At 66.9% G+C, this 22,940-nt stretch carries 30 protein-coding genes; 2 read left to right on the top strand and 28 right to left on the bottom strand.

The window, feature by feature from the left end; genetic code table 11:
* Positions 1 to 9: 9 nt before the first annotated feature.
* The 19 genes from rplR to FFS56_RS14115 form a co-directional block, all read right to left on the bottom strand.
* The gene (gene rplR / locus FFS56_RS14205) at positions 10 to 369 is read right to left on the bottom strand and encodes a 50S ribosomal protein L18 (protein ID WP_017201578.1); all 360 of its coding nucleotides are present in this window, start codon (positions 367 to 369) and stop codon (positions 10 to 12) included.
* A 2-nt stretch (positions 370 to 371) separates the two neighbouring features.
* Positions 372 to 908, bottom strand: a complete 537-nt coding sequence (gene rplF / locus FFS56_RS14200) for a 50S ribosomal protein L6 (protein WP_045264646.1) — start codon at positions 906 to 908, stop codon at positions 372 to 374.
* A 6-nt stretch (positions 909 to 914) separates the two neighbouring features.
* Positions 915 to 1,313 (bottom strand): 30S ribosomal protein S8, encoded by a 399-nt coding sequence (gene rpsH / locus FFS56_RS14195; RefSeq protein WP_021201117.1) that lies wholly within the window; start codon positions 1,311 to 1,313, stop codon positions 915 to 917.
* A gap of 132 nt (positions 1,314 to 1,445) precedes the next feature.
* Entirely contained in the window at positions 1,446 to 2,036 is a 591-nt protein-coding gene (rplE, locus tag FFS56_RS14190) for a 50S ribosomal protein L5 (protein ID WP_045264645.1), read from the bottom strand.
* Positions 2,036 to 2,395 carry a 50S ribosomal protein L24 gene (rplX, locus tag FFS56_RS14185; RefSeq protein WP_045264644.1) on the bottom strand — a complete coding sequence of 120 codons (360 nt, stop codon included), beginning with the start codon at positions 2,393 to 2,395 and terminating at the stop codon, positions 2,036 to 2,038. The genes rplE and rplX overlap by 1 nt, the downstream gene beginning before the upstream one ends.
* A gap of 2 nt (positions 2,396 to 2,397) precedes the next feature.
* The gene (gene rplN, locus FFS56_RS14180; RefSeq protein ID WP_017201583.1) at positions 2,398 to 2,766 is read right to left on the bottom strand and encodes a 50S ribosomal protein L14; all 369 of its coding nucleotides are present in this window, start codon (positions 2,764 to 2,766) and stop codon (positions 2,398 to 2,400) included.
* Positions 2,763 to 3,095 carry a 30S ribosomal protein S17 gene (rpsQ, locus tag FFS56_RS20950; protein ID WP_046747820.1) on the bottom strand — a complete coding sequence of 111 codons (333 nt, stop codon included), beginning with the start codon at positions 3,093 to 3,095 and terminating at the stop codon, positions 2,763 to 2,765. The genes rplN and rpsQ overlap by 4 nt, the downstream gene beginning before the upstream one ends.
* Positions 3,095 to 3,412 (bottom strand): 50S ribosomal protein L29, encoded by a 318-nt coding sequence (gene rpmC, locus FFS56_RS20945; protein ID WP_017829202.1) that lies wholly within the window; start codon positions 3,410 to 3,412, stop codon positions 3,095 to 3,097. The genes rpsQ and rpmC overlap by 1 nt, the downstream gene beginning before the upstream one ends.
* Positions 3,412 to 3,831 (bottom strand): 50S ribosomal protein L16, encoded by a 420-nt coding sequence (gene rplP, locus FFS56_RS14165; RefSeq protein WP_017829203.1) that lies wholly within the window; start codon positions 3,829 to 3,831, stop codon positions 3,412 to 3,414. The genes rpmC and rplP overlap by 1 nt, the downstream gene beginning before the upstream one ends.
* Positions 3,831 to 4,586, bottom strand: coding sequence for a 30S ribosomal protein S3 (gene rpsC / locus FFS56_RS14160; protein ID WP_017201587.1), 756 nt, complete (start codon positions 4,584 to 4,586; stop codon positions 3,831 to 3,833). The genes rplP and rpsC overlap by 1 nt, the downstream gene beginning before the upstream one ends.
* Positions 4,586 to 4,984: a 50S ribosomal protein L22 gene (gene rplV, locus FFS56_RS14155; protein ID WP_045264641.1), complete on the bottom strand. Its 399-nt coding sequence runs from the start codon at positions 4,982 to 4,984 to the stop codon at positions 4,586 to 4,588. Before rplV ends, rpsC begins: the two co-directional genes overlap by 1 nt.
* Entirely contained in the window at positions 4,984 to 5,265 is a 282-nt protein-coding gene (gene rpsS / locus FFS56_RS14150; protein ID WP_017829205.1) for a 30S ribosomal protein S19, read from the bottom strand. The genes rplV and rpsS overlap by 1 nt, the downstream gene beginning before the upstream one ends.
* 12 nt (positions 5,266 to 5,277) lie before the next feature.
* A complete protein-coding gene (rplB, locus tag FFS56_RS14145; RefSeq protein ID WP_017201590.1) occupies positions 5,278 to 6,117 on the bottom strand; it encodes a 50S ribosomal protein L2 in 840 nt (279 codons plus the stop codon).
* Between the two features lie 20 nt (positions 6,118 to 6,137).
* Positions 6,138 to 6,461, bottom strand: a complete 324-nt coding sequence (gene rplW / locus FFS56_RS14140) for a 50S ribosomal protein L23 (RefSeq protein WP_017829206.1) — start codon at positions 6,459 to 6,461, stop codon at positions 6,138 to 6,140.
* On the bottom strand, positions 6,458 to 7,120 hold the full coding sequence (gene rplD / locus FFS56_RS14135) for a 50S ribosomal protein L4 (protein ID WP_021201122.1): 663 nt from the start codon (positions 7,118 to 7,120) through the stop codon (positions 6,458 to 6,460). The genes rplW and rplD overlap by 4 nt, the downstream gene beginning before the upstream one ends.
* Positions 7,121 to 7,122: 2 nt before the next feature.
* The gene (gene rplC / locus FFS56_RS14130) at positions 7,123 to 7,782 is read right to left on the bottom strand and encodes a 50S ribosomal protein L3 (RefSeq protein WP_021201123.1); all 660 of its coding nucleotides are present in this window, start codon (positions 7,780 to 7,782) and stop codon (positions 7,123 to 7,125) included.
* 8 nt (positions 7,783 to 7,790) lie between these two features.
* A complete protein-coding gene (rpsJ, locus tag FFS56_RS14125) occupies positions 7,791 to 8,099 on the bottom strand; it encodes a 30S ribosomal protein S10 (RefSeq protein ID WP_017201594.1) in 309 nt (102 codons plus the stop codon).
* Positions 8,100 to 8,944: 845 nt separating this feature from the next.
* Positions 8,945 to 9,157, bottom strand: coding sequence for a hypothetical protein (locus tag FFS56_RS14120; RefSeq protein WP_045264638.1), 213 nt, complete (start codon positions 9,155 to 9,157; stop codon positions 8,945 to 8,947).
* A gap of 99 nt (positions 9,158 to 9,256) precedes the next feature.
* A complete protein-coding gene (locus tag FFS56_RS14115; RefSeq protein ID WP_127012574.1) occupies positions 9,257 to 11,068 on the bottom strand; it encodes a DUF4012 domain-containing protein in 1,812 nt (603 codons plus the stop codon).
* Between the two features lie 90 nt (positions 11,069 to 11,158).
* Here FFS56_RS14115 and FFS56_RS14110 point away from each other — a divergent pair, with 90 nt between their 5' ends.
* Positions 11,159 to 12,412, top strand: coding sequence for a nucleotide sugar dehydrogenase (locus FFS56_RS14110; RefSeq protein ID WP_127012575.1), 1,254 nt, complete (start codon positions 11,159 to 11,161; stop codon positions 12,410 to 12,412).
* Positions 12,409 to 13,563: a hypothetical protein gene (locus FFS56_RS14105; RefSeq protein WP_127012576.1), complete on the top strand. Its 1,155-nt coding sequence runs from the start codon at positions 12,409 to 12,411 to the stop codon at positions 13,561 to 13,563. The genes FFS56_RS14110 and FFS56_RS14105 overlap by 4 nt, the downstream gene beginning before the upstream one ends.
* On the opposite strand, the gene FFS56_RS14100 is transcribed toward FFS56_RS14105, so the two are convergent.
* From FFS56_RS14100 to FFS56_RS14060, 9 genes are read right to left on the bottom strand one after another with little or no spacing between them, the layout of a single operon-like run.
* Positions 13,542 to 14,564, bottom strand: a complete 1,023-nt coding sequence (locus tag FFS56_RS14100; RefSeq protein ID WP_127012577.1) for a glycosyltransferase family 1 protein — start codon at positions 14,562 to 14,564, stop codon at positions 13,542 to 13,544. The two genes, FFS56_RS14105 and FFS56_RS14100, sit on opposite strands and share 22 nt — an antisense overlap.
* On the bottom strand, positions 14,561 to 15,889 hold the full coding sequence (locus tag FFS56_RS14095; protein WP_127012578.1) for an oligosaccharide repeat unit polymerase: 1,329 nt from the start codon (positions 15,887 to 15,889) through the stop codon (positions 14,561 to 14,563). Before FFS56_RS14095 ends, FFS56_RS14100 begins: the two co-directional genes overlap by 4 nt.
* Entirely contained in the window at positions 15,886 to 17,022 is a 1,137-nt protein-coding gene (locus tag FFS56_RS14090) for a glycosyltransferase family 4 protein (protein WP_164734111.1), read from the bottom strand. The genes FFS56_RS14095 and FFS56_RS14090 overlap by 4 nt, the downstream gene beginning before the upstream one ends.
* Positions 17,019 to 17,951 (bottom strand): NAD-dependent epimerase/dehydratase family protein, encoded by a 933-nt coding sequence (locus FFS56_RS14085; protein WP_127012580.1) that lies wholly within the window; start codon positions 17,949 to 17,951, stop codon positions 17,019 to 17,021. Before FFS56_RS14085 ends, FFS56_RS14090 begins: the two co-directional genes overlap by 4 nt.
* Positions 17,948 to 18,610: a NeuD/PglB/VioB family sugar acetyltransferase gene (locus FFS56_RS14080; protein WP_164734112.1), complete on the bottom strand. Its 663-nt coding sequence runs from the start codon at positions 18,608 to 18,610 to the stop codon at positions 17,948 to 17,950. Before FFS56_RS14080 ends, FFS56_RS14085 begins: the two co-directional genes overlap by 4 nt.
* Positions 18,603 to 19,226, bottom strand: coding sequence for a sugar transferase (locus tag FFS56_RS14075; RefSeq protein WP_127012582.1), 624 nt, complete (start codon positions 19,224 to 19,226; stop codon positions 18,603 to 18,605). Before FFS56_RS14075 ends, FFS56_RS14080 begins: the two co-directional genes overlap by 8 nt.
* Entirely contained in the window at positions 19,223 to 20,359 is a 1,137-nt protein-coding gene (locus FFS56_RS14070) for an aminotransferase class I/II-fold pyridoxal phosphate-dependent enzyme (RefSeq protein WP_127012583.1), read from the bottom strand. The genes FFS56_RS14075 and FFS56_RS14070 overlap by 4 nt, the downstream gene beginning before the upstream one ends.
* Positions 20,356 to 22,164 (bottom strand): nucleoside-diphosphate sugar epimerase/dehydratase, encoded by a 1,809-nt coding sequence (locus tag FFS56_RS14065; protein ID WP_127012584.1) that lies wholly within the window; start codon positions 22,162 to 22,164, stop codon positions 20,356 to 20,358. Before FFS56_RS14065 ends, FFS56_RS14070 begins: the two co-directional genes overlap by 4 nt.
* Entirely contained in the window at positions 22,161 to 22,748 is a 588-nt protein-coding gene (locus FFS56_RS14060) for a hypothetical protein (RefSeq protein WP_164734113.1), read from the bottom strand. Before FFS56_RS14060 ends, FFS56_RS14065 begins: the two co-directional genes overlap by 4 nt.
* Positions 22,749 to 22,940 lie beyond the last annotated feature (192 nt).

The following is a 22,940-nucleotide window of genomic DNA, read 5'->3' as shown; positions in this document are numbered from 1 at the left end:
TGTTGTCACTCACAGTGCCAGACCCCCCTCGCGGGCGCCGTCGGCGATGGCGGCGACACGACCGGCGTAGCGGTTGCCGCCACGGTCGAACACTGCCTCGGAAACGCCGGCAGCCTTCGCACGCTCGGCGAGGAGCTCGCCGACCTTGCGGGCCTTGGCGGTCTTGTCACCCTCGAGCGAGCGCAGGTCGGTCTCGAGCGTCGAAGCCGACGCAACGGTGTGACCCTTGCTGTCGTCGACCAGCTGCACGAAGACGTGGCGGGCCGAGCGGTTGACGACGAGACGCGGACGCGCCTCGGTGCCGACGACCTTCTTGCGAAGGCGGGCGTGACGACGCGCGCGGGCGTCAGACTTTGACTTGAGAGCCATGGTTACTTACCACTCTTTCCGGCCTTGCGACGCACGTTCTCGCCGGCGTAGCGCACACCCTTGCCCTTGTACGGCTCGGGCTTGCGGATCTTGCGGATGTTGGCAGCTGCCTCGCCGACAGCCTGCTTGTCGATCCCGCTGACGGTGAGCTTCGTGGTGCCCTCGACCGTGAGCGTGATGCCGGCGGGCGGGTCGATCAGGACCGGGTGCGAGAAGCCGAGGGCGAACTCGACCGAGCTGCCCTTCTGCTGCACGCGGTAACCGGTACCGACGACCTCGAGACCCTTGGTGTAGCCCTGGGTCACGCCGATGATGTTGTTGTTGATGAGCGTGCGGGTCAGGCCGTGAAGCGACCGCGACTCGCGCTCGTCGTCGGGACGGGAGACCAGAACCTGGTTCTCCTCGACCGCGACCTCGATGGGGCTGGCCACCGTGAGGGTGAGCTCACCCTTGGGGCCCTTCACCGCGACCTCACGGCCGTTGACCGAAACGGTCACGCCCGCAGGAACGTCGATGGGAAGTCGTCCAATACGCGACATTTCGAATTACCACACGTAGGCGAGAACTTCTCCGCCCACGCCCTTCTGCTCTGCCTGACGGTCGGTGAGAAGACCGGAGGAGGTGGACAGGATCGCCACGCCAAGGCCGCCGAGGACCGTGGGGAGCTCGGTCGACTTCGCGTAAACACGGAGACCGGGCTTCGAGACGCGCTTGATGCCAGCGATGGAGCGCTCACGGTTGGGACCGTACTTCAGCGTCAGCGTGAGGTTCTGTCCGACGCGGGCGTCAGAGGTCTCCCAGCCGGCGATGTAGCCCTCCTGCTGGAGGATCTGAGCGATGTGCGTCTTGAGCTTGCTCGACGGCAGGGTCACGGAATCGTGGTGCGCCGAGTTCGCGTTGCGCAGACGGGTCAGCAGATCTGCGACCGGGTCTGTCATTGTCATTGTTGTTTTCCTTTGTTCATGAGGTTCCGGCTGCCGTTACACGACAGACGGCCTGCGATGACACGCAATTTTCAATTGTACGTGCACATCGACGGGCTCAGTGACACGAGACCACTGAGCCCGTCGAGGGTGTTACGCCTGTGCGTCTTCCGAGCGGAACGGGAAGCCGAGGTGGCGGAGCAGTGCCCGACCCTCGTCATCCGTCTTCGCGGTGGTGACGACGGTGATGTCGAAACCGCGAACCCGGTCGATCTTGTCCTGATCGATCTCGTGGAACACGCTCTGCTCCTGGAGACCGAAGGTGTAGTTGCCGTTGCCGTCGAACTGCTTGCCCGAGAGACCGCGGAAGTCGCGGATACGGGGCAGTGCGAGCGAGACGAGGCGATCCACGAACTCCCACGCGCGGTCACCACGGAGGGTGACGTGCGCGCCGATGGCCTGTCCCTCGCGCAGCTTGAACTGCGCGATGGACTTGCGAGCCTTCGTGACGATCGGCTTCTGGCCGGTGATCTTGGTGAGATCGTCGACCGCGCCATCGATCACCTTGCTGTCGCGAGCTGCCTCGCCGACACCGGTGTTCACGACGACCTTGACCAGTCCGGGGATCTGCATGACGTTCGCGTAGCCGAACTCTTCCTGCAGAGCCTTCTTGATCTCGGTGTTGTACTTCTGCTTCAGGCGCGGCTGGATCTTGCCAGCCGGCGCGGCAGTGTCGGTGCTCATCAGAGGTCCTTACCGCTCTTCTTCGCGTAGCGCACACGGACGGTGCGCTTCACGCCGTCCTTCGTCTGCTCCTCGACCCGGTGGCCGACCTTGGTCGGCTTCTTGGTCGAGGGGTCGACGAGTGCGACGTTCGAGATGTGGATGGAGGCTTCGACGGTCTCGATGCCTCCGGTCTTGGTGCCACGCTGCGTCTGGCCGACGCGGGTGTGCTTGGTGACGTAGTTCACGCCTTCGACGATCACGCGGTTCTTGTCGGCGAGGACGTCCAGGACCTTGCCCTGCTTGCCACGGTCGCCGCCACGCTCCTGCGTGGCACCGGTGATGACCTGAACCAGGTCACCCTTCTTGATCTTCGCCATGATTAGATGACCTCCGGCGCCAGCGAGACGATCTTCATGAACTTCTTGTCGCGAAGCTCACGACCGACCGGCCCGAAGATACGGGTGCCGCGGGGCTCCCCGTCGTTCTTCAGGATCACTGCGGCGTTCTCGTCGAACTTGATGTAGGAGCCGTCCGGACGACGGACCTCCTTCTTGGTGCGGACGATGACCGCCTTGACGACGTCGCCCTTCTTGACGTTTCCACCGGGGATCGCGTCCTTGACGGTCGCGACGATGGTGTCGCCGAGGCCCGCGTAACGGCGCTTCGAGCCACCGAGAACGCGGATGGTGAGCAGCTCCTTGGCGCCGGTGTTGTCGGCGACCTTGAGTCGGGATTCCTGCTGGATCACTTGGCCTTCTCCAGAATCTCCACCAGACGCCAGCGCTTCGTGGCGCTCAGCGGGCGGGTCTCGTTGATCAGGACCAGGTCGCCGATGCCGGCGGAGTTCGCCTCATCGTGCGCCTTGACCTTCGAGGTGCGGCGGATGACCTTGCCGTAAAGCGGGTGCTTCACGCGGTCCTCGACCTCGACCACGATGGTCTTGTCCATCTTGTCGCTGACGACGTAGCCGCGGCGTGCCTTGCGGTAACCGCGGGCAGCGGAGTCGCGGACGTCGTGCTCGGACGACTCGTGTCCTGCGGCCTGCGTCTCCGCAGTCGCTTCCTTCTTGGTGGCCATCACTCAGCCTCTTCCTTCACGGCGTCGTCGGCGGAGTCCGCCTTCTTCGCCTTCGACTTGGTCGCCTTCTTCGCCGGAGCCTCGACCGGAGCGGGCGTCGCACGGATGCCCAGCTCGCGTTCGCGGATCACGGTGTAGAGGCGCGCGATGTCGCGCTTGACGGCGCGGATGCGGCCGTGGCTCTCCAGCTGGCCGGTGGCCGACTGGAAACGGAGGTTGAACAGCTCCTCCTTGGCCTTGCGCAGCTCCTCGACGAGGCGCTGGTCTTCGAATGTGTCGAGCTCTGCCGGGGCGAGCTCCTTGGTGCCGATCGCCATTACGCGTCGCCCTCCTCGCGCTTGATGATGCGTGCCTTGAGCGGCAGCTTGTGAATTGCACGGGTCAGAGCTTCGCGAGCGAGCTCCTCGTCGACACCCGCGACCTCGAAGAGGACACGGCCCGGCTTGACGTTGGCGACCCACCACTCGGGGGAACCCTTACCGGAACCCATGCGGGTTTCGGCCGGCTTCTTCGTGAGCGGACGGTCGGGGTAGATGTTGATCCACACCTTTCCACCACGCTTGATGTGACGGGTCATCGCGATACGAGCGGACTCGATCTGACGGTTCGTCACGTAAGCGGGCGTGAGGGCCTGGATACCGTACTCGCCGAAGGAGACCTTCGTGCCGCCGGTGGCCTGACCCGAGCGACCCGGGTGGTGCTGCTTGCGGAACTTGACCTTACGGGGGATGAGCATTATGCCGACGCTCCTTCTGCGACAGGTGCCTCGTTGCGCGGGGCACGGCGGCGGTCGCCACCACGGTCGTCACGACGAGCCTTGGGTGCGTTGGCCTGCTCGCGAGCGAGCTCCTTCGCGGTCAGGTCGCCCTTGTAGATCCAGACCTTCACGCCGATGCGGCCGAAGGTGGTCTTCGCCTCGTAGAAGCCGTAGTCGATGTTCGCGCGCAGCGTGTGCAGCGGCACACGACCCTCACGGTAGAACTCCGAACGGCTCATCTCGGCGCCGCCGAGGCGGCCGGAGACCTGGATGCGGATGCCCTTGGCGCCGGCGCGCTGAGCGCCCTGCAGACCCTTGCGCATCGCACGACGGAACGCCACACGAGCAGAGAGCTGCTCGGCGATGCCCTGTGCGACGAGCTGTGCATCGGCCTCGGGGTTCTTGACCTCGAGGATGTTCAGCTGGATCTGCTTGCCCGAGAGCTTCTCGAGGTCGCCGCGGATGCGCTCGGCCTCGGCTCCACGACGACCGATCACGATGCCCGGACGGGCGGTGTGGATGTCGACGCGGACGCGGTCACGGGTGCGCTCGATCTCGATGTTCGAGACACCGGCGCGGTCGAGCTGCGTCTTGAGCAGGTTACGGATCTTGATGTCTTCGGCGACGTAGTCGGCGTAGCGCTGACCCGGCTTCGTCGAGTCAGAGAACCAACGCGAGACGTGGTCCGTCGTGATGCCGAGACGGAAGCCGTACGGGTTTACCTTCTGTCCCATTACTTGCTCGCCTTCTTGTTGCTGTCGCCCGCGGCGGCCGGAGCCACCTCAGGCGTCGAGAGCACGACCGTGATGTGGCTCGTGCGCTTCTTGATCTGGAAAGCGCGACCCTGTGCACGGGGCTGGAAACGCTTGAGCGTGGTGCCCTCGTCGACGTACGCGTTGGCCACGTACAGGTCCTTCTCGTCGAGGAACTCGCCGTCGCGATCTGCCTTCACCTGCGCGTTGGCCATGGCCGACGCGACGAGCTTGTAGATCGGCTCACTGGCGGACTGCTGAGCGAACTTCAGGATCGCCAGAGCCTCCTGGGCCTGCTTGCCCTTGATGAGCGCGACGACACGACGAGCCTTCTGAGGGGTCACGCGAATGTGCTTCACGCGTGCGATCGATTCGACCATTAGCGGCGCCGCCCCTTCTTGTCGTCCTTCTCGTGGCCGCGGAAGGTGCGGGTGGGCGCGAACTCGCCCAGCTTGTGACCGACCATGGTCTCGGACACGAACACAGGGATGTGCTTGCGTCCGTCGTGGACCGCGATCGTGTGACCCAGCATGGCCGGGATGATCATGGACCGACGGGACCAGGTCTTGATGACGTTCTTGGTGCCGGCTTCGTTCTGCACGACCACCTTGCGAAGCAGGTGATCGTCGACGAAGGGGCCCTTCTTAAGACTGCGAGGCATCTTCTCTTACTCCTACTTACGCTTCTTGCCGGCGTTACGACGACGCACGATGTACTTGTCGCTTTCCTTGTTGGCGTGACGGGTACGACCCTCAGCCTGGCCCCAGGGGGAGACGGGGTGACGACCACCAGAGGTCTTACCCTCACCACCACCGTGCGGGTGGTCGACCGGGTTCATAGCGACACCACGCACGGTCGGGCGGACGCCCTTCCAGCGCATGCGGCCGGCCTTGCCCCAGTTGATGTTCGACTGCTCGGCGTTGCCGACCTCGCCGATGGTCGCGCGGCAGCGCGCATCGACGTTGCGGATCTCGCCCGAGGGCAGACGCAGCTGGGCGTAGGGGCCGTCCTTGGCGACGAGACGGACGGACGCGCCGGCCGAACGTGCCATCTTCGCGCCGCCGCCGGGGCGGAGCTCGATCGCGTGGATCACGGTACCCGTGGGGATGTTCTTCAGCGGGAGGTTGTTACCCGGCTTGATGTCAGCCCCGGCACCCGACTCGACGATGTCGCCCTGCTTCAGCTTCGCCGGAGCGAGGATGTAGCGCTTCTCACCGTCGAAGTAGTGCAGCAGCGCGATGCGCGCGGTGCGGTTGGGGTCGTACTCGATGTGAGCGACCTTGGCGTTGACGCCGTCCTTGTCGTTACGACGGAAGTCGATGACGCGGTACTGGCGCTTGTGGCCACCACCGATGTGACGGGTCGTGATGCGGCCCTGGTTGTTGCGACCACCGGTCTTCGAGAGCGGGCGCAGCAGCGACTTCTCCGGCGTCGATCGAGTGATCTCGGCGAAGTCAGCCACCGACGAGCCGCGACGGCCCGGGGTCGTGGGCTTGTACTTGCGAATAGCCATTATTGTCCTTATCCCCCGGATCAGCCGATTGCCGTGAAGATGTCGATGGTGCCCGACTTCAGGGTGACGATGGCGCGCTTGGTGTCCTTGCGCTTGCCGGTGCCGAAGCGGGTGCGACGAGCCTTGCCGACGCGGTTGAGGGTGTTGACCCCTGCGACCTTGACGCCGAAGATCTTCTCGATGGCGAGCTTGATCTCGGTCTTCGAAGCGCGCGGGTCGACGAGGAAGGTGTACTTGCCTTCATCGATGAGACCGTAGCTCTTCTCGGACACGACCGGCTTCAGGATGATGTCGCGCGGGTCCTTGTTCAGGGCCGTCTGGAGAACAGATGCCTGCTCGCTCATGCGGAGACCTCCTGGTTGGCGCCGGACTTGGAGGCGATGAAGCCCTCGAGCGCGGCCTGGGTGAAGACGATGTCGTCGGAGACGAGCACGTCGTATGCGTTGAGCTGGTCGAACGTCAGCACGTGCAGGTTCGACAGGTTGCGGATGCTCTTCAGCGTCACATCGTCGTTGCGCTCGATCACGACGAGCACGTTCTTCGACGAGACGACGTTGGTGAGGAAGTTCACCGCGGTCTTGGTCGAAGGCGTGCCGTCGATCCCGAAGGACTCGATGGCGTGGATGCGGTCACCGCGGAAGCGGTCGCTGAGCGCGCCCAGCAGGGCGGCGGCGATCATCTTCTTGGGGGTGCGCTGCGAGTAGTCGCGCGGCTTGGGGCCGTGCACGATGCCACCACCGGTCATGTGCGGCGCGCGGATGGAACCCTGACGGGCGTTACCCGTGCCCTTCTGCTTGAAGGGCTTGCGGCCGGCACCGGAGACCTCGCCACGACGCTTGGTCGAGTGCGTGCCCTGGCGAGCCGCCGCGAGCTGCGCGACGACGACCTGGTGGATGAGCGGGATGTTCGTCTTGGCGTCGAACAGCGCGGCGGGAAGCTCGATCGAGCCTGCCTTCTTGCCGTCTGCCTTGAGGACGTCGAGCGCGAGAGTGGAGTCAGCCATGATCAGGCACCCTTCACTGCGTTGCGGACATAGACGATGCGGCCACGAGCACCGGGGACGGCGCCCTTGACGAGCATGAGTCCCTTCTCGATGTCGATGGAGTGCACCGTGAGGTTGAGGACGGTCACGCGCTCGCCACCCATACGGCCGGCCATGCGCATGCCCTTGAAGACGCGGCTCGGGGTCGACGATGCGCCGATGGAGCCGGGCTTGCGGTGGTTGCGGTGCGAACCGTGCGAAGCCGAGACACCCTTGAAGTTGTGACGCTTCATGACACCGGCGAAGCCCTTGCCCTTGCTCGTGCCGACGACGTCGACGAGCTGGCCGGCCTCGAAGGTGCCGTCGACCGTGAGCTCCTGGCCCAGGTTGTAGTCGCCGGCGTCCGCGGTGCGGATCTCGGTGACGTGACGACGCGGCGTGACGCCTGCTGCCTCGAAGTGGGCGGAGAGCGGCTTGTTCACCTTGCGGGGGTCGATCTGGCCGTACGCGATCTGCACGGCGTTGTAGCCGTCCTTCTCGGGCGTGCGGACCTGGGTGACCACGTTGGGTGCCAGCTCGATGACGGTGACGGGAACGAGCTTGCCGCTCTCGTTCCACACCTGGGTCATGCCGAGCTTCGTGCCCAGCATGCCCTTGGAAACCTTGGAGTTGATGTCAGCCATGTCGAACCTCAGAGCTTGATCTCGATGTTGACATCGGCCGGCAGGTCGAGACGCATCAGCGAGTCGACGGCCTTGGGCGTCGGGTCGACGATGTCGATCAGACGCTTGTGGGTGCGCATCTCGAAGTGCTCGCGGCTGTCCTTGTACTTGTGCGGCGACCGGATGACGCACACGACGTTCTTCTCGGTCGGAAGGGGCACGGGGCCGACGACGGTTGCGCCCGCACGGGTCACGGTGTCGACGATCTTGCGTGCGGACGTGTCGATGACCTCGTGGTCATACGACTTCAGGCGAATGCGGATCTTCTGTCCCGCCATTGTCTGCTCTCTCTCTTTAAGCGTCTTACCGTCCGGGACCGGGTGGCCCTGGGGCATTGGACGCACGTCGGCGCTGTTCGCGCCTCGGCACGAGAACGGCTCTTGCGAGTCGATCTGCTGCACCACTGTTCTTCTGTCAGCCGGACGCCGTGAAGCGACCGGATGCCGACCTTCCGCCGCGCACGGCAGAACCCTTCATGTAGAGGGGTGTCGGGGTTGTGTTCTGCTACCCGCGGCCTAGAACCCTGCACCGTCCCGGAGGAGGCACCGTCTATGCACTGCCCTGGCAGTGATCCCTCGCGCGCACAGCGGCGACGGAATATCGAACCTGTCTATTCTGCCACGGCTGATTTCACTTGCGCAAACCCGGGCGTGTCGCGCTCCTCCGGCAGCCCCGGTGACGCGTCCGAGAGGGCTCAGATCCCAGGAGATAGCGGGGCGAGGCATCCCCATGCCTCGCCCCGCTTGGGGAGGGCGTTCAGTGCGAGGGGGCACACCGAACGCGAGTAGCCCGGCGTGAAGGGACGCCGAACTCCTCGACCGAGGGCGCGGCGGAAGACCCGCCGCGCAGGCAGGGAGACGCTCAGGCGCCGTGACGGCGCGCGTCGCACGATGATCCCCAAGATCGCTTATCCCCAGTTTTGTACGCGGAAGTCCGCGTGCTTCGGGAAACCGAACCCCTTCGGCTCCCCGACCGCAAGATCCCCAGGCGGTCTCGACGATCCTACTGGATACATCTGTGGATGCGCCACATCCGACGACATTCCGAAGCCGAAGCCGCTGGACAGGAACAAAAGAGCGGCGACCCACCGGAGTGGATCGCCGCTCAGATGCTGTGCTGAGTCCTACTCGTTGCCGACGGCCTTGTCGGCGCTGTCGCGGATCTCGTCGATCTTGTCTGCGGCGCCGGGAGCGATCTTCTTGGCGAAGTCGGCCACGCCGTCGAGCACCTTGTCGCTGATGTCCTCGGCCTGCTCGCTCTTGACCGCCTCGGCGATCTTGTCCTTGTTCTGCTCGTACAGGTCCTTGCCCTTGTTGACGGCGTCCTCGATACCCATGATTCCCCTTCGGAGGCGGTGTGCAATGTGCGTCCAGTCTGCACGAAGGGCCGCACCATCACCAGAGGTAGTGCCTGAGGCAGAGGCCCGCGCCGACGCTCACTGGCAGGTGACGGCGTCCTGCGTGAGGACCGTCGGAGTGACGACCGGGGTGCTGTCGAGCTCGATCTTCGTGGGGGCATCGGAGTCCGCGACGAACTCGTAGGTGAGCGTCTTGGTCTCCTGCGGTGCGAGGGTCAACCGCATCGTGCCGACGGTGAACTCCTGATCGCGCAGGACCTCCGAGCGCGAGAGCTCCGCGTCCGCGTGCTGTGCCACCGCCGTGTACCCCTCGGGGGCGAAGACGAGCGTCTCGACTTTCATGGATCCCTTCGGCGTCTCGACACCGATCCCGGTGACGTACTCCGGAAGGCCGCGCACCGACGCGGGATCCACGGTGTTGCCCAAGGTGACCGTCACGAAGACATGACGCCGTCCATCGGCTGCGCAGACGGGCTGGCTCACGTCGATCCCCTGCGTCATGTACCGCTGCATCTTCCCGGGAGTCGAGTCGATGAAGTACACGCCGAAGCCCTCCGCACCGTCCGCTGCGTACGGACCTCTCCGATCGACAAGCGTGCCGGCGATGAGCTCCTGCTCCGACTCTCGCGCACTCCAGATCGCGATCCGCCCCTCCTTCGCCGCGAGTCCGAGCACGGAGGACAGCTTGGCGAGATCCGCCTCGCCACCCATCAGCTTCTGCAGCGTCAGGCCGGCGAACACCTGGTTGATCATGTCGACCTCGGCAGGCTCGTACGTCTTGTACAGGTCACCGAGCAGCATGGCGACCGCGTTGGAGTTCGAGATCTCCGGACCACCGGGGATCGCGACGGGCCCGGTCGCCACCAGGAGGTAGCTCAGGGCGACGGTGTCGAGAGCGACCACCGCATCGACTTCGACGCCCTTGGCCTCGCGCCACATGTCGCGCGCGACCTCGAACGTCCGGTCGAAGCGGGGCGAACGGGTGAGGGACTGCACATAGCTGCCGAACAGGAAGCCGTACAGGTTGGATTCCTCCTGGGTCACTCCCCCGACGGGCGGGCGGAAGTTCGGGAAGTCGCGTCCGGACGCCGACGACTGATTCACGATCGAGATGGCGCCGTTGTCGATGTGCACCTGCGCGAGCGAGCCGATGGTGCCTCCCCCGGACATCACCTCTCCGTTGTTCTGGAAGATGACGAGCACATCACGCGGCCCACCCTCCCCCAGGATCTCCGGAAGAGCTTCGACCAATGGCATCACGCCGGCAAGAGTGCTCGCAGCAGGCTTCAGGACCTTCTCGATGCGCTCGACGCCGGACGCCACGGGCCCCAGGAGTGCGCCGTGGTCGACGCCCGCCAGCATCGATGAGGCGTCCCGGACGGCCTTGTCGGCTGACCGCGCGATGTCTCCGATGCCGTGGATCGCCTGGAGGTCGAGGCCTCCCTCTGAGGGACGAAGCGCAGCGATGTCGATGGCAGACGCCGGAAGGAGCGCCTTGGTGGCCAGTTCGTCGACGGCGGCGGTCGCCATGCGGACGCCATGGAGGTTCGGACCGACCACCGGCACCCACTCCAGCGACTCCCAAAGGAATCCGCTGGTCTGCTCATGCGCGGAAGCGGCGGTCTTCGTCAGCTCCTCCGCGGCCGCCTGCGCACCCGCGCTGTCTCCCGAGGCGATCAACCCGGGGATGCTCTGTGCCAGCGGGACCGAAGCCTCGAGCTTGTCCTTGGCGTCGAGCGCCTTCGGAATGAGGATCGCCGCGATCACGGCGACGGCGATGAGCAGTGCGAGCACGACGCCCACCACCCACAGGATGATCCGCGTGCGGCGACTCTTTCGACGCTGCTGCTCGTTCTGGGCTCGACGCGCGCGTCTGGAGTCTCGGGTCACCGCAATATACTACCGACGTGGACCTGAGCAGCGTCGCAGACCGCGACGCACGCCCATGGCGGGGTTCGCCCACACCATGGAGGAGTGCACGTGAAAGCTGTCATCGTCGGTCAGGGATATGTCGGGCTTCCGGTCGCCATGCGCGCCGTGCAGGTGGGCATGACCGTCGTCGGACTCGATGTCGACAGCGTGCGGATCGCCGCTCTGCACGCCGGTGAGTCGTACGTCGATGACATCTCGTCGGAGCAGCTGAAGGAGGCGATCGCTTCCGGTCGCTATCTCGCGTCCTCCGACTACGGCGACACCGAGGGCTTCGACGTCGCGGTGATCACGGTCCCCACCCCGCTCCGCGAGGGCCTCCCCGACATCTCCTACATCGAGTCGGCGGGAGCATCGTTGGCGACCCGACTCACCCGCGGGGCGACGGTCGTGCTCGAGTCCACGACCTACCCGGGCACGACAGAGGAGATCCTCGTCCCCCTCCTCGAGGCCGGGTCCGGGCTCCGGGCAGGACAGGACTTCGCCGTCGGATACAGCCCGGAGCGGATCGACCCAGGCAACCCCACGTGGGGCTTCGTCAACACCCCGAAGGTCGTCTCCGGCATCGACGAGCAGTCGCTCGGCAAGGTGAAGGCCTTCTACGACCTCCTCGTGGACCGGACGGTGAGCGTGACCACGCCCAAGGAGGCCGAGCTCACCAAGCTTCTCGAGAACACGTTCCGCCACGTCAACATCGCCCTGGTGAACGAACTCGCCGTGTTCGCGCACGAGCTGGGCGTCGACATCTGGGAATCGATCGATGCCGCGGCGACCAAGCCGTTCGGGTACATGAAGTTCACCCCGGGCCCCGGTGTCGGCGGCCACTGCCTTCCCGTGGATCCGAGCTACCTCTCGTGGCAGGTGCGGCGCAAGCTCGGACGCAGCTTCCGCTTCGTCGAACTCGCCAACGATGTCAACGACCACATGCCGGACTACGTCGCCCAGCGTTCCATGGAGCTGCTCAACGAGGATCGGCGCTCGTTGAACGGATCGACGATCCTGCTGGTCGGACTCGCGTACAAGCGCGACACCGCCGACATCCGCGAGTCCCCCTCCCTGCGCCTCATCGAGCTGCTCACCTCCTTCGGCGCGTCCATCCGCGGCGCGGACCGCCACGTCGAGTCGCACCGGTGGCCGGCCGCCGTCGAGCGTGTGGAGCTCTCCGCTGCGGAAGTGGAGGCCGCGGATCTGGTCATCCTGGTGACCGACCACTCCGACTTCGACCTGACGCTACTGCATGAGTCCCCGACGCCGGTGCTCGACACCAAGGGCCGGCTCACAGGACCCAGGGTCGTTCGTTTGTGAGCTCGCTGCGCCTGATCCTCACGTCCTCGGCTGCCGCGGTCGCGACACTCTCCGTTCAGGTCCTCGGCCTCATCACCCTCGCCCCCACGGACTTCGGGCTCTTCTCGATCGTCTATCTCGCCGGCGCCTTCGCGCTGTCGCTCGCGCTCTCGCTCATCTGCGAGGCGGCGACCCGTTCGCGCCAGGACGCCCCCACCTCCTGGGCGGACTTCAGCGGTGCGTCGACGGAGTTCGCCCTGATCTTCGCCGCCGTCTCCGCACTCGTCGTCTCCCTGACGAACTCGCCCCTGACGCCGTACTGGTGGCTGATCGCGCTCGCCATCGGCGGCGGCGCCTACCGCTCGACCGCACGGTTCTACGCGGTCGAGAACGGCGACGCACGCGGGTCGGTCCTCGGTGACGCCATCGCCGCCGTCGTCGCCGTCGTCCTCAGCGTCGTCACCCTCACCCTCCACAGCGGCGAGCTCTCCTGGGTGCTCGGCACCTGGGCGGCGTCGAGCGTCGTCGCCGCCGTGTTCTCGAGGTGGCCGGCTCTGGGTCGCCCTGGCGTGCTCGTGCGCTGGACCCGTCAGCGCTGGACCGCCATCGCCCCTCTCGTCCGAGACTCCCTGATCATGGATGCCTCATCGATCGGTACCCCCTACGCGCTGGCCCCGATCCTCGGAGTAGGCCCGTTCGGTGTCTACCGCGCCGTGTCGAACGTCGCCGCACCGGTGCGCCTGCTGCTGAATCCGATCCGGCCGCGCATCGCCCGACTGCGGATGTCTGCGGCGACCGTCGGCGCGGTCGTGGCCGGCGGCATCGTGCTCGGCGGTCTCGCCGCCGGGGTGCTGCTGCTGCTCGGCGAGACGTCCTGGCCGCTCGGCACTCTCCGGGACCTCATTCCGTTCGCCGCACCGACCGCGATCTTCGTCATGGCGAACATGGTGGGGCACACCTTCTACATCGTGTCCCGGCTGCGGGCCTCACGACGCGGACTGCTCACGGCGCGGCTCGTCCAGACCGCGCTGGGCGTCGTCGGGCCGCTGGCGGGTGCTCTGCTGGGCGGGCTGAGCGGAGCGATATGGGCATACGCCCTCTCCACCCTGCTGTCGTCGCTCTTCTGGCTGCTCGTCGCCCGCCGCGCGGATCAGCTTCCGGTCACCGCCTGACGCCAGACCGACTCCCACGCCGAGAAGCTGTAGTGATCCCGGACTGTGCGGTGACCTGCGGCTCCACGCTCAGCACGTCGCGTCGCGCTCTCCGAGAAGAAGCCGGTGAGAGCGTCCGCCCAGTCGTCCGCGCTCTCGGGCGCGATGCCGTCTCCTCTGCGCAGGATCTCGGCGTTCACCCCGACCGGGTCGCCCATCATCGGAATCCCGGCCGCGCCGTACTGCAGCAGCTTGTAGCCGCACTTGCCTCGCGACCAGGCGGAATCCGGTGTCGGCATCAGCCCGAGATCGGCGTCGGCGAGCACGGCACCGAAGGTCTGCGGCGACCACGCCACCCGGTCGACGATCGCGTCCAGCGGGCCGAGCTCCGCGTCCCCCGCGCTGACGACGGTGAGCCGCATGCCCGTCCGCTCATGCGCGTAAAGCAGCGCAGACTCGATGTCGCGCAGATAGCCCTCCGTGGCGGGCGAGCCGATCCATATCGCGCGCGGCGTCTCCCCGATCTCGAAGCTCGTCTTGCGCGAGTAGTCCGCCGGATCCACGCAGCTCGGGATCACGGTCACGCGAGGGTTGATCCGACTCGCTGCCTCGGCGAGTGTGGGGTTTCCGGCGATGACGACGTCGGCCGCGCCGACCGCCGCTCGCCAGATCGCCGCCTTCGGGAACGGGCCCCGGCGGTCGAGGTGGAGGGCGTCGTCGAAATCGTAGATCCCGACGCGCTCGCCACCCAGCAGACGCCTCTCCACACCGCCGCGGCTCAGCGGACTCGCCTGCCGCGACACCAGCACTCGCGCGTCGCGCGGAGGCCTGCGACGCAGCTCCACCTCGGCCGCGAGCAGCCGCCGAGGCGACTTCAGGAGAGACCGTCCGGAGTTGGTCGCCCCGTCGAGATACGAGTGCGTGACCGCGGGCACCTCCAGCCTGTCGAGCCAGTCGAAGACGCGGACCCGTGCGCTTCCCGCACTGCGCCCGTAACTGGTGTACGTGTGCAGCGCCGTCACGATGCCGCCCGCCGGCGAGAGCCGATCACCCCGAGCACCACGATGATCGCGGCTGTGACGAGGTACAGCGTGTTGTTGGTCTTCTGCGCGAACGTGACCAGGAACAGCGTCGACACCAGCAGGGCCGACAGCCACCATCGCGCGGGCGACGCCCGCCGCGTGGAGTACAGGTAGGCCACGAGCGCGCCGATCGCCGCCGCGCCGAGGGCGACGCCGACGACCCGCCAGTCCCGATAGAACGGCTCCAGCCACGTGTACACGTTCGTCAGTGTGCCCACGTCGACGAACGGCGCCGAGGATTCCCAGGTGCGCAGCCCGGGGATCAGACCCAGGATGGGCTCGAAGAAGGCCGTTCCGAGGGTCTGCGGGTTGTAGTCGCCGTAGACGAGGCGAGGCCCGCCCACCGGGGGCCACGCGCCGTTGGTGGAATCCACCAGGGACAGGAACGCGGGCACGCCCGCGGTCAGGTAGATGAAGGGGCTGGAGAGTCCGGAGGCGCTCAGGGCAGGCGAGACGTTGCCGCCGACATCACCCGTCTTGCCCAGTGCGCCGGCGAGCACCTGGAAGGCCAGAAGCGCTCCGACGCCGATGGCTGCGATCGACACCGCCATCACCCACGGCCGGCGGTACCACGCACGCTCAGCCCCGCCCCGCCACGAGCGCGCGTAGAGGAGGAGAAGAGCAGCGATCGCGAGCAGAACCCCCGCGAAGAGGTTCGTCCGCTGCAGCAGGGCGAGCATCGAGGTGGCGAGCAGGACCGCGGCCGGCACGCGCCACCACCACGCGAGTCCGTTCCGGACCGACCCGGGGACGATGAGGATCGCCAGCAGAAGAGGTCCGACGTACATCAGCAGACGCGCCCACAGGGGCACCCCGGCGAGGTACGACTCGGCGGCGCCTCGGATCGTCTCGGGATGGAACCAGAAGGCGTCCCACCCGAAGCGCTGGAGGATGGTCCAGATGTACACCCCGAAACCCAGCGCGTAGGCGCCGGCGAGGATCAGCAGGACTCGCCGGCTGACGAGCGCATGGTCCCGCGGTGCCAGGTCGGCGCCGCGTGCCTTGCGGGCTGCGAGCGCGACACCTCCCCACGCCCCGACGGAGAAGAACGCCATACCGACCAGCAGCACGCCCCACGCGGCGATCGATGCACCGTGATAGGCGATGAGCCCCGACCCGACGAGGACCAGCGTCACCGCCCACACCGCGTTGTGCACGACCACGGGAAGGAACGCTCGTCGCGCGATGAACCAGGTCAGGACGGTCAGTCCGATGAGCACGGCGACGACGACGAGCGCGCCGACGCCGTTGGAGACGTCCGTCATCGCCGACCCCGCTCCATCTCACTCCGCAGGAAGTCGGACACCGAGGCATGGACCGCGTCACGTCGGAAATGCTCGACCACGAAGTCGCGGGCGTTCGCGCCCAGGTCCGCCGCGAGATGCGGATCCTCGATCACCCGCTGCAGAGCGTCGGCGAGCTGACCCGCGTCCCCCGCCGTCACCATGAGTCCGGTGCGCTCGGGGATCACGGAATCCACCGCTCCGGTCGCATCCGTCGTGACGACGGCGATCCCCGTCGCCCCCGCCTCCAGCACGACGTTGGGGAAGCCCTCGCGCAGGGTCGGGAGGCAGAGGGCTCGCATCAGGGGATAGTACATCGATGTGTCCGGCACGGCCCCGAGCACGATCGGGGCGCGCCGCAGTCGAGAGAAGGAACCCAATTCCGCACCGTCGACGCCGCCCACGATCAGCAGCTGGTACTCCGCTCCTCGGTCGTCCAGGAGGCGACAGGCTTCGGCGAGGACCTCGAGGCCCTTGTCGTGGTTGAGTCTGCCGACGAAACCGATGACGGGGACACCGGGCAGGAGGCCATCGACCTGCGCCGCCGTGTTGCCGGGGGCGAAGCGATCCACATCCACACCGTTGGAGCTGCCTCTGCCGCGCACGGTGATGCGTGCGGCCGGCGCGAGCCGCAGGGACACGACGCGCTGTCGGAGACTCGGACTCACCGCCAGCGTGGTGGTCGCGAGGCGGATCGTCAGACGCTCCATGATCGTCAGCACCCGCCGAGTCATCCCCGCTGCGGTCTCCAGTCGGAGCCCGCGCAGGTGATACACGCGAGTGCGAACGCCGAGCAGTCGGGCGGCGGTGATGCCGAGCAGGCCTGCTTTCGGAGTGCCGACGAAGACGACGTCGGGCCGGAGGCGGCGGATCAGCCGCATCCAGTCACGAAGCCCGCGGACGTCTCCGACGATGTCGATCTCCCTGGCCATGGGGAGCGGATGCACCGAGACGCCGGGAGACGTTGCGAGCGCCTCGAGTCTCTCGCCGGGCGAGCTCGCGACGTGCACCTCCCATCCGTCAGCGACCAGCCGCTGCGGCAGCCCGGACAGCAGGCCGATGGAGACGTCCGCCGTGACGCCGATCAGTATGCGAGCGGTCGCGGCCGGGGTCACGAGTCCTTGCTCCGGAACCACGCGACGGTCTTCGCGATCCCTTCCTCGAGCGGGACGGGCTGCACGTCGGGGAACAGCTCCCGCAGACGAACGCCGTCGGACTGGGAGGCACGTACATCGCCAGGACGCGGATCGACGTGCTCGACGCTCACCGTGCGACCGGTCTGATCTTCGATGACGGTCACCAGCTCGCGCAGCGTGGTGTTGGTTCCGAACGCGAGATTCACGGGATGTCCCGACGTCACGCGGTCTCGGACGGCGACCATGAGCGCATGCGTCACCGTGTCGACGCTCGTGAAGTCCCGCGACTGCAGGCCGTCGCCGTGGATGGTGAGCGCCCGTCCGGCGAGGGCCGCGTCGACGAACCTCGGGATCACGGCGGCGTACACATGATCGGCCGGCTGGTAGGGACCGTAGACGTTGAAGAAGCGGAACGCCAAGGTCGGAAGACCATAGGAATACTGGTAGGCCAGCACGTAGGCCTCTCCCCCGAGCTTGGTCGCCGCGTACGGGCTCATCGGCCGCGTCCAGTCGAACTCCGACTTCGGCAGAGCGGGGTTGGCGCCGTACACGGAGCTCGAGGATGCCATCACCACGTAGGCGTTCTCGCGCCGGGCCGCTTCGAGCACGGTCAGCGTCCCCGTCAGGTTGGCGACGTGAGAGGCGACCGGGTCGTCGATGGACCGCGGGACGCTGCCGAGCGCGCCCAGGTGGACGATCGCGTCCGCACCGACAGTGGCGGCGGCAACCGCTTCGGCGTCGGCGACGGACCCGCGGTGCAGTGTGATCCGCGTTCCGGCGAGGTTCGATTCGCGTCCCGTGCTGAAGTCGTCCAGCACGTGGACATCGACGTCGGGCGCCTCGTCGTTGAACCGTCGCACGAGGTTCGAACCGATGAACCCGGCACCGCCGGTGATGACTACCTTCACGAGCTGTGACTCTTTCCTGTTGTTCTGTGGACGCGAGCGGGTACTCCCACCAGTGTCACCCGAGCAGGGGCGTCCTTGGTCACGCACGCAGCCGCCCCGACCGTGACGTCCGCACCGATGCTCAATCCCTGCAACACGACCGATTTCGCGCCGATGAGCACGCGCTCTCCGATGCGCACGTCCCCCGACACCACCGATCCCGGATTCAAGGACACCGCATCCGCGAGGACGCTGTCATGGCCGACGATGGCTCCCGGATTCACGTGTGCGTGGCGTCCGATCCGGACATTCGTCGACACCAGCGCACCGGCGCATACGACCGTGCCGACGCCGATCGTCGTCAGGGACCCGATCGACGCGCCGGGGTGCACCAGCGTCTCCGCCCGGTCGCTTCCCACCCGCGCGGCGATGTGCGCGCGATGTTCGGGCGACCCCACCGCGATGACGAATGACGACGCCGGGTGCGCGGCGAGTGCTGCATCGATGGTGCCGAGATGGCGATGGCCCCGATCGGCCAGACGCTCCAGAGCGAGAGGGCTGGGGGCATCGTCGGCGAAACCGAGCACGCCGAAGCGGGGCGACACCGCGTTCAGGGCTTCGACGACGTCCAGCGTCTCGCGTGCGAAACCTCCCGCCCCGAGGATGATCAGCTCACGCATCGGCATCCTTCAGACCTCGAAACTCCGGCATCGTGGCGTGGCCGTCGGCGCTGACCCCGTCACGGCGCACCACGACGGCGACCGTGCGCCACAGGATCCACAGGTCGAGCCTCATCGATCGCGTGTCGACGTACTTCACGTCGAGCTGCAACCGCTCATCCCAGTCGACGGTGTTCCGACCGCTCACCTGCGCCAACCCGGTGACCCCTGGTCGCACCTCATGCCGACGAGCCTGCACTGGCGTGTACCGGTCGAGGTAGGAGACGAGGAGAGGGCGCGGCCCCACCAGGCTCATATCGCCGAGCAGCACGTTCCAGAAGGTCGGCAGCTCGTCGAGGCTGGTGCCGCGCAGCAGGCGCCCGAATCCGGTCAGCCGTGCCGCGTCGTCGGCGGTGCCGACCGCAGGATCGGCGGGGCGCATGGTGCGGAACTTGTAGAGGGTGAAGACCTTCCCGCCGAGCCCCGGCCGCGGCTGCCGGAAGATCACCGGGCGACCGAGGTTCATCAGCACCAGCGCGGCCACGATGATCTGCAGGGGAAGGGAGAGGATCAGCACCACGGCGGCGATGCCGAGGTCGAGCGTGCGCTTGGCCGCGTCGAAGAAGACTCTGCTCATGCGCGCTCAGCCAGGAAGCCGCGGATCAGGGTCTGCACACGCTCCATCTGCTCCTCGGACAACGCCGACCCCGACGGCAGCGTGATGCCCACGCGGAAGAAGCGCTCCGAGACCCCGTTCACCGCGGCCGGGGCCTCGGTGAAGACGGGCTGCAGGTGCATGGGTTTCCACAGCGGTCGGGATTCGACGTCATGAGAACCGAGGTGCGCGGAGAGCTCGGAGGCACTCCAGCCGGTGACGTCCTCGTCGACGAGCACGGCGGTGAGCCACGCGTTGTCCTCGGCATCGTGGTCTCCGCCGAACACCGAGACGCCGTCGACGTCCGCGAACAGCGCGCGGTACTCGTCGCGCCAGCGGTGACGTCGGCGGATCATGTCGTCGAGGCGGGACAGCTGTGCGCGACCGAGCGCAGCGAGGAGGTTGCTGAGCCGGTAGTTGTAGCCGATGTCGGTGTGCTCGTAGTGCGCGACCGGCTGTCGCGCCTGCGTCGCGAGATAGCGGACGCGATCTGCGATCTCCGCGTCATCGGTCACCAGCATGCCGCCGCCGGAGGTCGTCATGATCTTGTTGCCGTTGAAGGAGAAGACCGACGCGCGCCCGAAGCTGCCTGCGGGTCGGCCGCCGCGGCGGCCTCCGAGCGACTCGGCGGCATCGGCGAGCACCGGGATCCCGTACGCATCGGCGATCTGCTCGATCGCCTCGAGATCGGCGACCTTGCCGAGCAGGTCGACGGGGACGATCGCCTTCGGCGGTGTGCCCTTCGCCTCGAGTTCCGTGATGACCTCGCGGAGCAGGCCCACATCCATGTTGCCCGTCACCGGGTCCGCGTCGATGAAGTACGGCGTCGCGCCCGTGTAGGCGATCGCATTGGCGGTGGCAGCGAACGTGAAGCTCGACGTGACGACGATGTCGCCGGCGCCGACCCCGAGCGCGAGAAGTCCGAGGTGGAGCCCTGCCGTCCCCGAGCTCAGCGCGACCGCGTGGCGCACTCCGACCCTGTCGCACATCTCGCGCTCGAAGGCGTCGACGTCCGGACCGAGCGGAGCGACCCATCCGGACCGCAGGGCGGCGACGATCGCCTTCTCCTCGAGCTCGCCGACATCGGGAGACGACATGTAGATCCGGTCGTTCATCGCGGGAGGTCTCCTTCTCGACCATGGGCGGACACGGCAGCCTCTGCGGGAACGAGCCGGCGCATCCAGCCGCCGAGGTCGAGCGCCTCCGGGCTGATGCTCCCGATCGACGTGTGCTGGATCTGGGGGTGGAAGGGTCGTTCGACGACCTCGTCTTCACCGACCAGTTCCTCGTGCAGCTTCTCGCCTGGGCGCAGACCGGTGTAGACGATCTCGATGTACTCGCCGGACATCGCGATCATGCGTTGCGCGATGTCGAGGATCTTCACCGGCTCGCCCATGTCGAGGATGAGCACTTCGCCAGGCCGGCCGATGCTTCCGGCCTGGATCACCAGCTGACACGCCTCGGAGATCGTCATGAAGTATCGAGTGACCTCCGGGTGGGTCACGGTCACGGGCCCGCCGGCCTCGATGAGGGTCCGGAACATGGGGAGCATGGAGCCCCTGCTGCCGATCACGTTGCCGAAGCGCACGGAGAGGTATCGACGACGCGAGCTCTTCGCGGCCCACACCGTGAGCTTCTCCGCCACGCGCTTCGAGTGTCCGAGGACGCTCGAAGGGTTCGCCGCCTTGTCGGTGGAGATGTTCACGAACGTCTCGACGTCGACGTCGAGCGCGGCTTCGAGCACGTTCCGGGTGCCGAGCACGTTCGTCTTCCAGGCCTCTTCGGGATACTGCTCGAGCATGGGCAGATGTTTCAGCGCCGCGGCGTGGAAGACGACTTCGGGGCGATGACGACGGAAGACCTCGCGAAGCGATTCGACATCGCGGATGTCGGCGAGGACGACATCCTCGGTGTCGAGAAGGCCGTGGCCGGAAATGCTGAGCTGGCTTCCCTGCAGGCCGCTCTCGTCACGGTCGAGCATGACGAGGACTTCCGGCCCGAACTGCGAGAGCTGGCGGCAGAGCTCGCCGCCGATCGACCCGCCTGCCCCGGTGACGAGCACACGCTTCCCCGTCACGTATCCCGCGATCGACTTGACGTCGGTGTCGACGGGCTGACGACCGATGAGGTCTTCGATGCGGACATCCCGCAGGTCGCGGATGCGGCTCGCGCCCTGCAAGACCTTGTCGAGTTCCGGGAGCACGAGAACGTTGAGACCGGCAGCGTTGCCCGCATCGGTGACGCGGCGCAGCAGTGCGGCGTCGGCGCGTCCTACCGCGATGATGAGCTCCGTCGCGCCGCTCAGCTCGACGGCTGCCCTCAGCTGCGCGAGCGTCCCGAGGACGGGAACCCCCTTGACCCGCAGGTTTCGCTTCTTGAGGTCATCGTCGATCAGACCGACGGGACTGAAGACCGGCTCCTTCGTCTCGTTGAGCATCCGGCTGATCAACTGCTGGCCTACCCAGCCGGCGCCGAACACCAGCACCTTGCGCGATCCTCCCGGAACGTCCTCGCTCTTCCGGCTGAAGACGAGCGGCACGTAGCGGAAGACCAGCATCAGAACGAGTGCGATCGCCGTCACCGACAGAGCGCTGCGGAGGGCTTCCGCCGGCTGACGCATCCATACGAGCAACACGGCACCCATGACGACACCCACGAGGAGCGCCGAGAGCCCCAGAGCGCGCACCTCCTCGATGGAGCCGTACAGGTAGCGCCCGCGATACAGATGAAGGACGAACCCGGCAGCGAACTGCGCGGCGATGAGGCCTGCGATCACGATCAGCACGAACGGCCACACCGCGAGCGGGACGAGGAAGTCGTAGCGCAGGAGCACTACCAGCAACGCGGCGATGCTCCACGCCACCGCGTCCGGCACGAGTCGATTGACCCTGCGGCGAGTCGCGTCTTCTCCGATGCTCATTTGTCCCCTCCCCGTTGCTGGACCGCAACTCCGTCCGTGGCACGGTTCCCCATCACGGCGCGGAGGCCCGCATAAGCGACGGCAGCCGCCACCCCGATGAGCGCTCCCACCGGGAGCACGGTCACCGCGAGCGGCTGCACGGGCGACACCGGCGTCACCGCATCGAACGTCTCCGCGGTGACACCGGATCCAGCCTGTTCCGCCGCCGACTCGGCTATCGCGGTCGCCATGGCTGCCGCCGTCCGAGGGTCCGTGTGCGAGACCGTCACCGCGGTGATCGAGGTCTCCGGACGCCACGTTGCGGAGACACGGTCGGAGAGTTCGCTCCGTGAGACCCCGAAGTCCTTCGCTATCGGGGCGATGACGCTCTCCGATCGCGCTCGAACGGCGGCATTCGTCGCCACCGTCCGAGGGACGAACGTCTCTGGGGCGTCTCCGGCGCTGAACACGATCTCCGCTTCCGCCTCATAGGTCGGAGGTGTGAAGAGGAGCACTGCCGTCGACGCGAGCATGCTCAACACGAAGATGATCGACATCCCCACCCATGCGCGCCTGAACGCGCCGAACCACTCCCCCGGCGACATGCTTCTCCTCTTCGAACCACATGGGCACGGAACGACTCTGTAAACCAGCATCCCAATACATCGGGCGTGGAGGACGGAACCCGGCCGATAGTCCGATAGATGACACTGCCGCTCCTGCGCGGTCTAGTCATTCTATTGGATGAAATCTCCGGCTCCGTGCCGACCACGGATCATGCCCAGACGACGGGCCCC

Origin of the sequence: Microbacterium sp. Beta (assembly GCF_005502545.1) — a bacterium.
GTDB classification, from domain to species: domain Bacteria; phylum Actinomycetota; class Actinomycetes; order Actinomycetales; family Microbacteriaceae; genus Microbacterium; species Microbacterium oxydans.
This window is presented reverse-complemented; position numbering and strand designations above follow the sequence as displayed.

Coding starts and splice junctions, on each gene's coding strand:
- rplR (WP_017201578.1), bottom strand. CDS start 369: ATGGCTCTCAAGTCAAAGTCTGACGCCCGCGCGCGTCGTCACGCCCGC.
- rplF (WP_045264646.1), bottom strand. CDS start 908: ATGTCGCGTATTGGACGACTTCCCATCGACGTTCCTGCGGGCGTGACC.
- rpsH (WP_021201117.1), bottom strand. CDS start 1,313: ATGACAATGACAGACCCGGTCGCAGATCTGCTGACCCGTCTGCGCAAC.
- rplE (WP_045264645.1), bottom strand. CDS start 2,036: ATGAGCACCGACACTGCCGCGCCGGCTGGCAAGATCCAGCCGCGCCTG.
- rplX (WP_045264644.1), bottom strand. CDS start 2,395: ATGGCGAAGATCAAGAAGGGTGACCTGGTTCAGGTCATCACCGGTGCC.
- rpsQ (WP_046747820.1), bottom strand. CDS start 3,095: ATGGCCACCAAGAAGGAAGCGACTGCGGAGACGCAGGCCGCAGGACAC.
- rpmC (WP_017829202.1), bottom strand. CDS start 3,412: ATGGCGATCGGCACCAAGGAGCTCGCCCCGGCAGAGCTCGACACATTC.
- rplP (WP_017829203.1), bottom strand. CDS start 3,831: ATGCTCATCCCCCGTAAGGTCAAGTTCCGCAAGCAGCACCACCCGGGT.
- rpsC (WP_017201587.1), bottom strand. CDS start 4,586: ATGGGACAGAAGGTAAACCCGTACGGCTTCCGTCTCGGCATCACGACG.
- rplV (WP_045264641.1), bottom strand. CDS start 4,984: ATGGTCGAATCGATCGCACGCGTGAAGCACATTCGCGTGACCCCTCAG.
- rpsS (WP_017829205.1), bottom strand. CDS start 5,265: ATGCCTCGCAGTCTTAAGAAGGGCCCCTTCGTCGACGATCACCTGCTT.
- rplB (WP_017201590.1), bottom strand. CDS start 6,117: ATGGCTATTCGCAAGTACAAGCCCACGACCCCGGGCCGTCGCGGCTCG.
- rplW (WP_017829206.1), bottom strand. CDS start 6,461: ATGAGCGAGCAGGCATCTGTTCTCCAGACGGCCCTGAACAAGGACCCG.
- rplD (WP_021201122.1), bottom strand. CDS start 7,120: ATGGCTGACTCCACTCTCGCGCTCGACGTCCTCAAGGCAGACGGCAAG.
- rplC (WP_021201123.1), bottom strand. CDS start 7,782: ATGGCTGACATCAACTCCAAGGTTTCCAAGGGCATGCTGGGCACGAAG.
- rpsJ (WP_017201594.1), bottom strand. CDS start 8,099: ATGGCGGGACAGAAGATCCGCATTCGCCTGAAGTCGTATGACCACGAG.
- FFS56_RS14120 (WP_045264638.1), bottom strand. CDS start 9,157: ATGGGTATCGAGGACGCCGTCAACAAGGGCAAGGACCTGTACGAGCAG.
- FFS56_RS14095 (WP_127012578.1), bottom strand. CDS start 15,889: ATGACGGACGTCTCCAACGGCGTCGGCGCGCTCGTCGTCGTCGCCGTG.
- FFS56_RS14080 (WP_164734112.1), bottom strand. CDS start 18,610: ATGCGTGAGCTGATCATCCTCGGGGCGGGAGGTTTCGCACGCGAGACG.
- FFS56_RS14075 (WP_127012582.1), bottom strand. CDS start 19,226: ATGAGCAGAGTCTTCTTCGACGCGGCCAAGCGCACGCTCGACCTCGGC.
- FFS56_RS14070 (WP_127012583.1), bottom strand. CDS start 20,359: ATGAACGACCGGATCTACATGTCGTCTCCCGATGTCGGCGAGCTCGAG.
- FFS56_RS14065 (WP_127012584.1), bottom strand. CDS start 22,164: ATGAGCATCGGAGAAGACGCGACTCGCCGCAGGGTCAATCGACTCGTG.
- FFS56_RS14060 (WP_164734113.1), bottom strand. CDS start 22,748: ATGTCGCCGGGGGAGTGGTTCGGCGCGTTCAGGCGCGCATGGGTGGGG.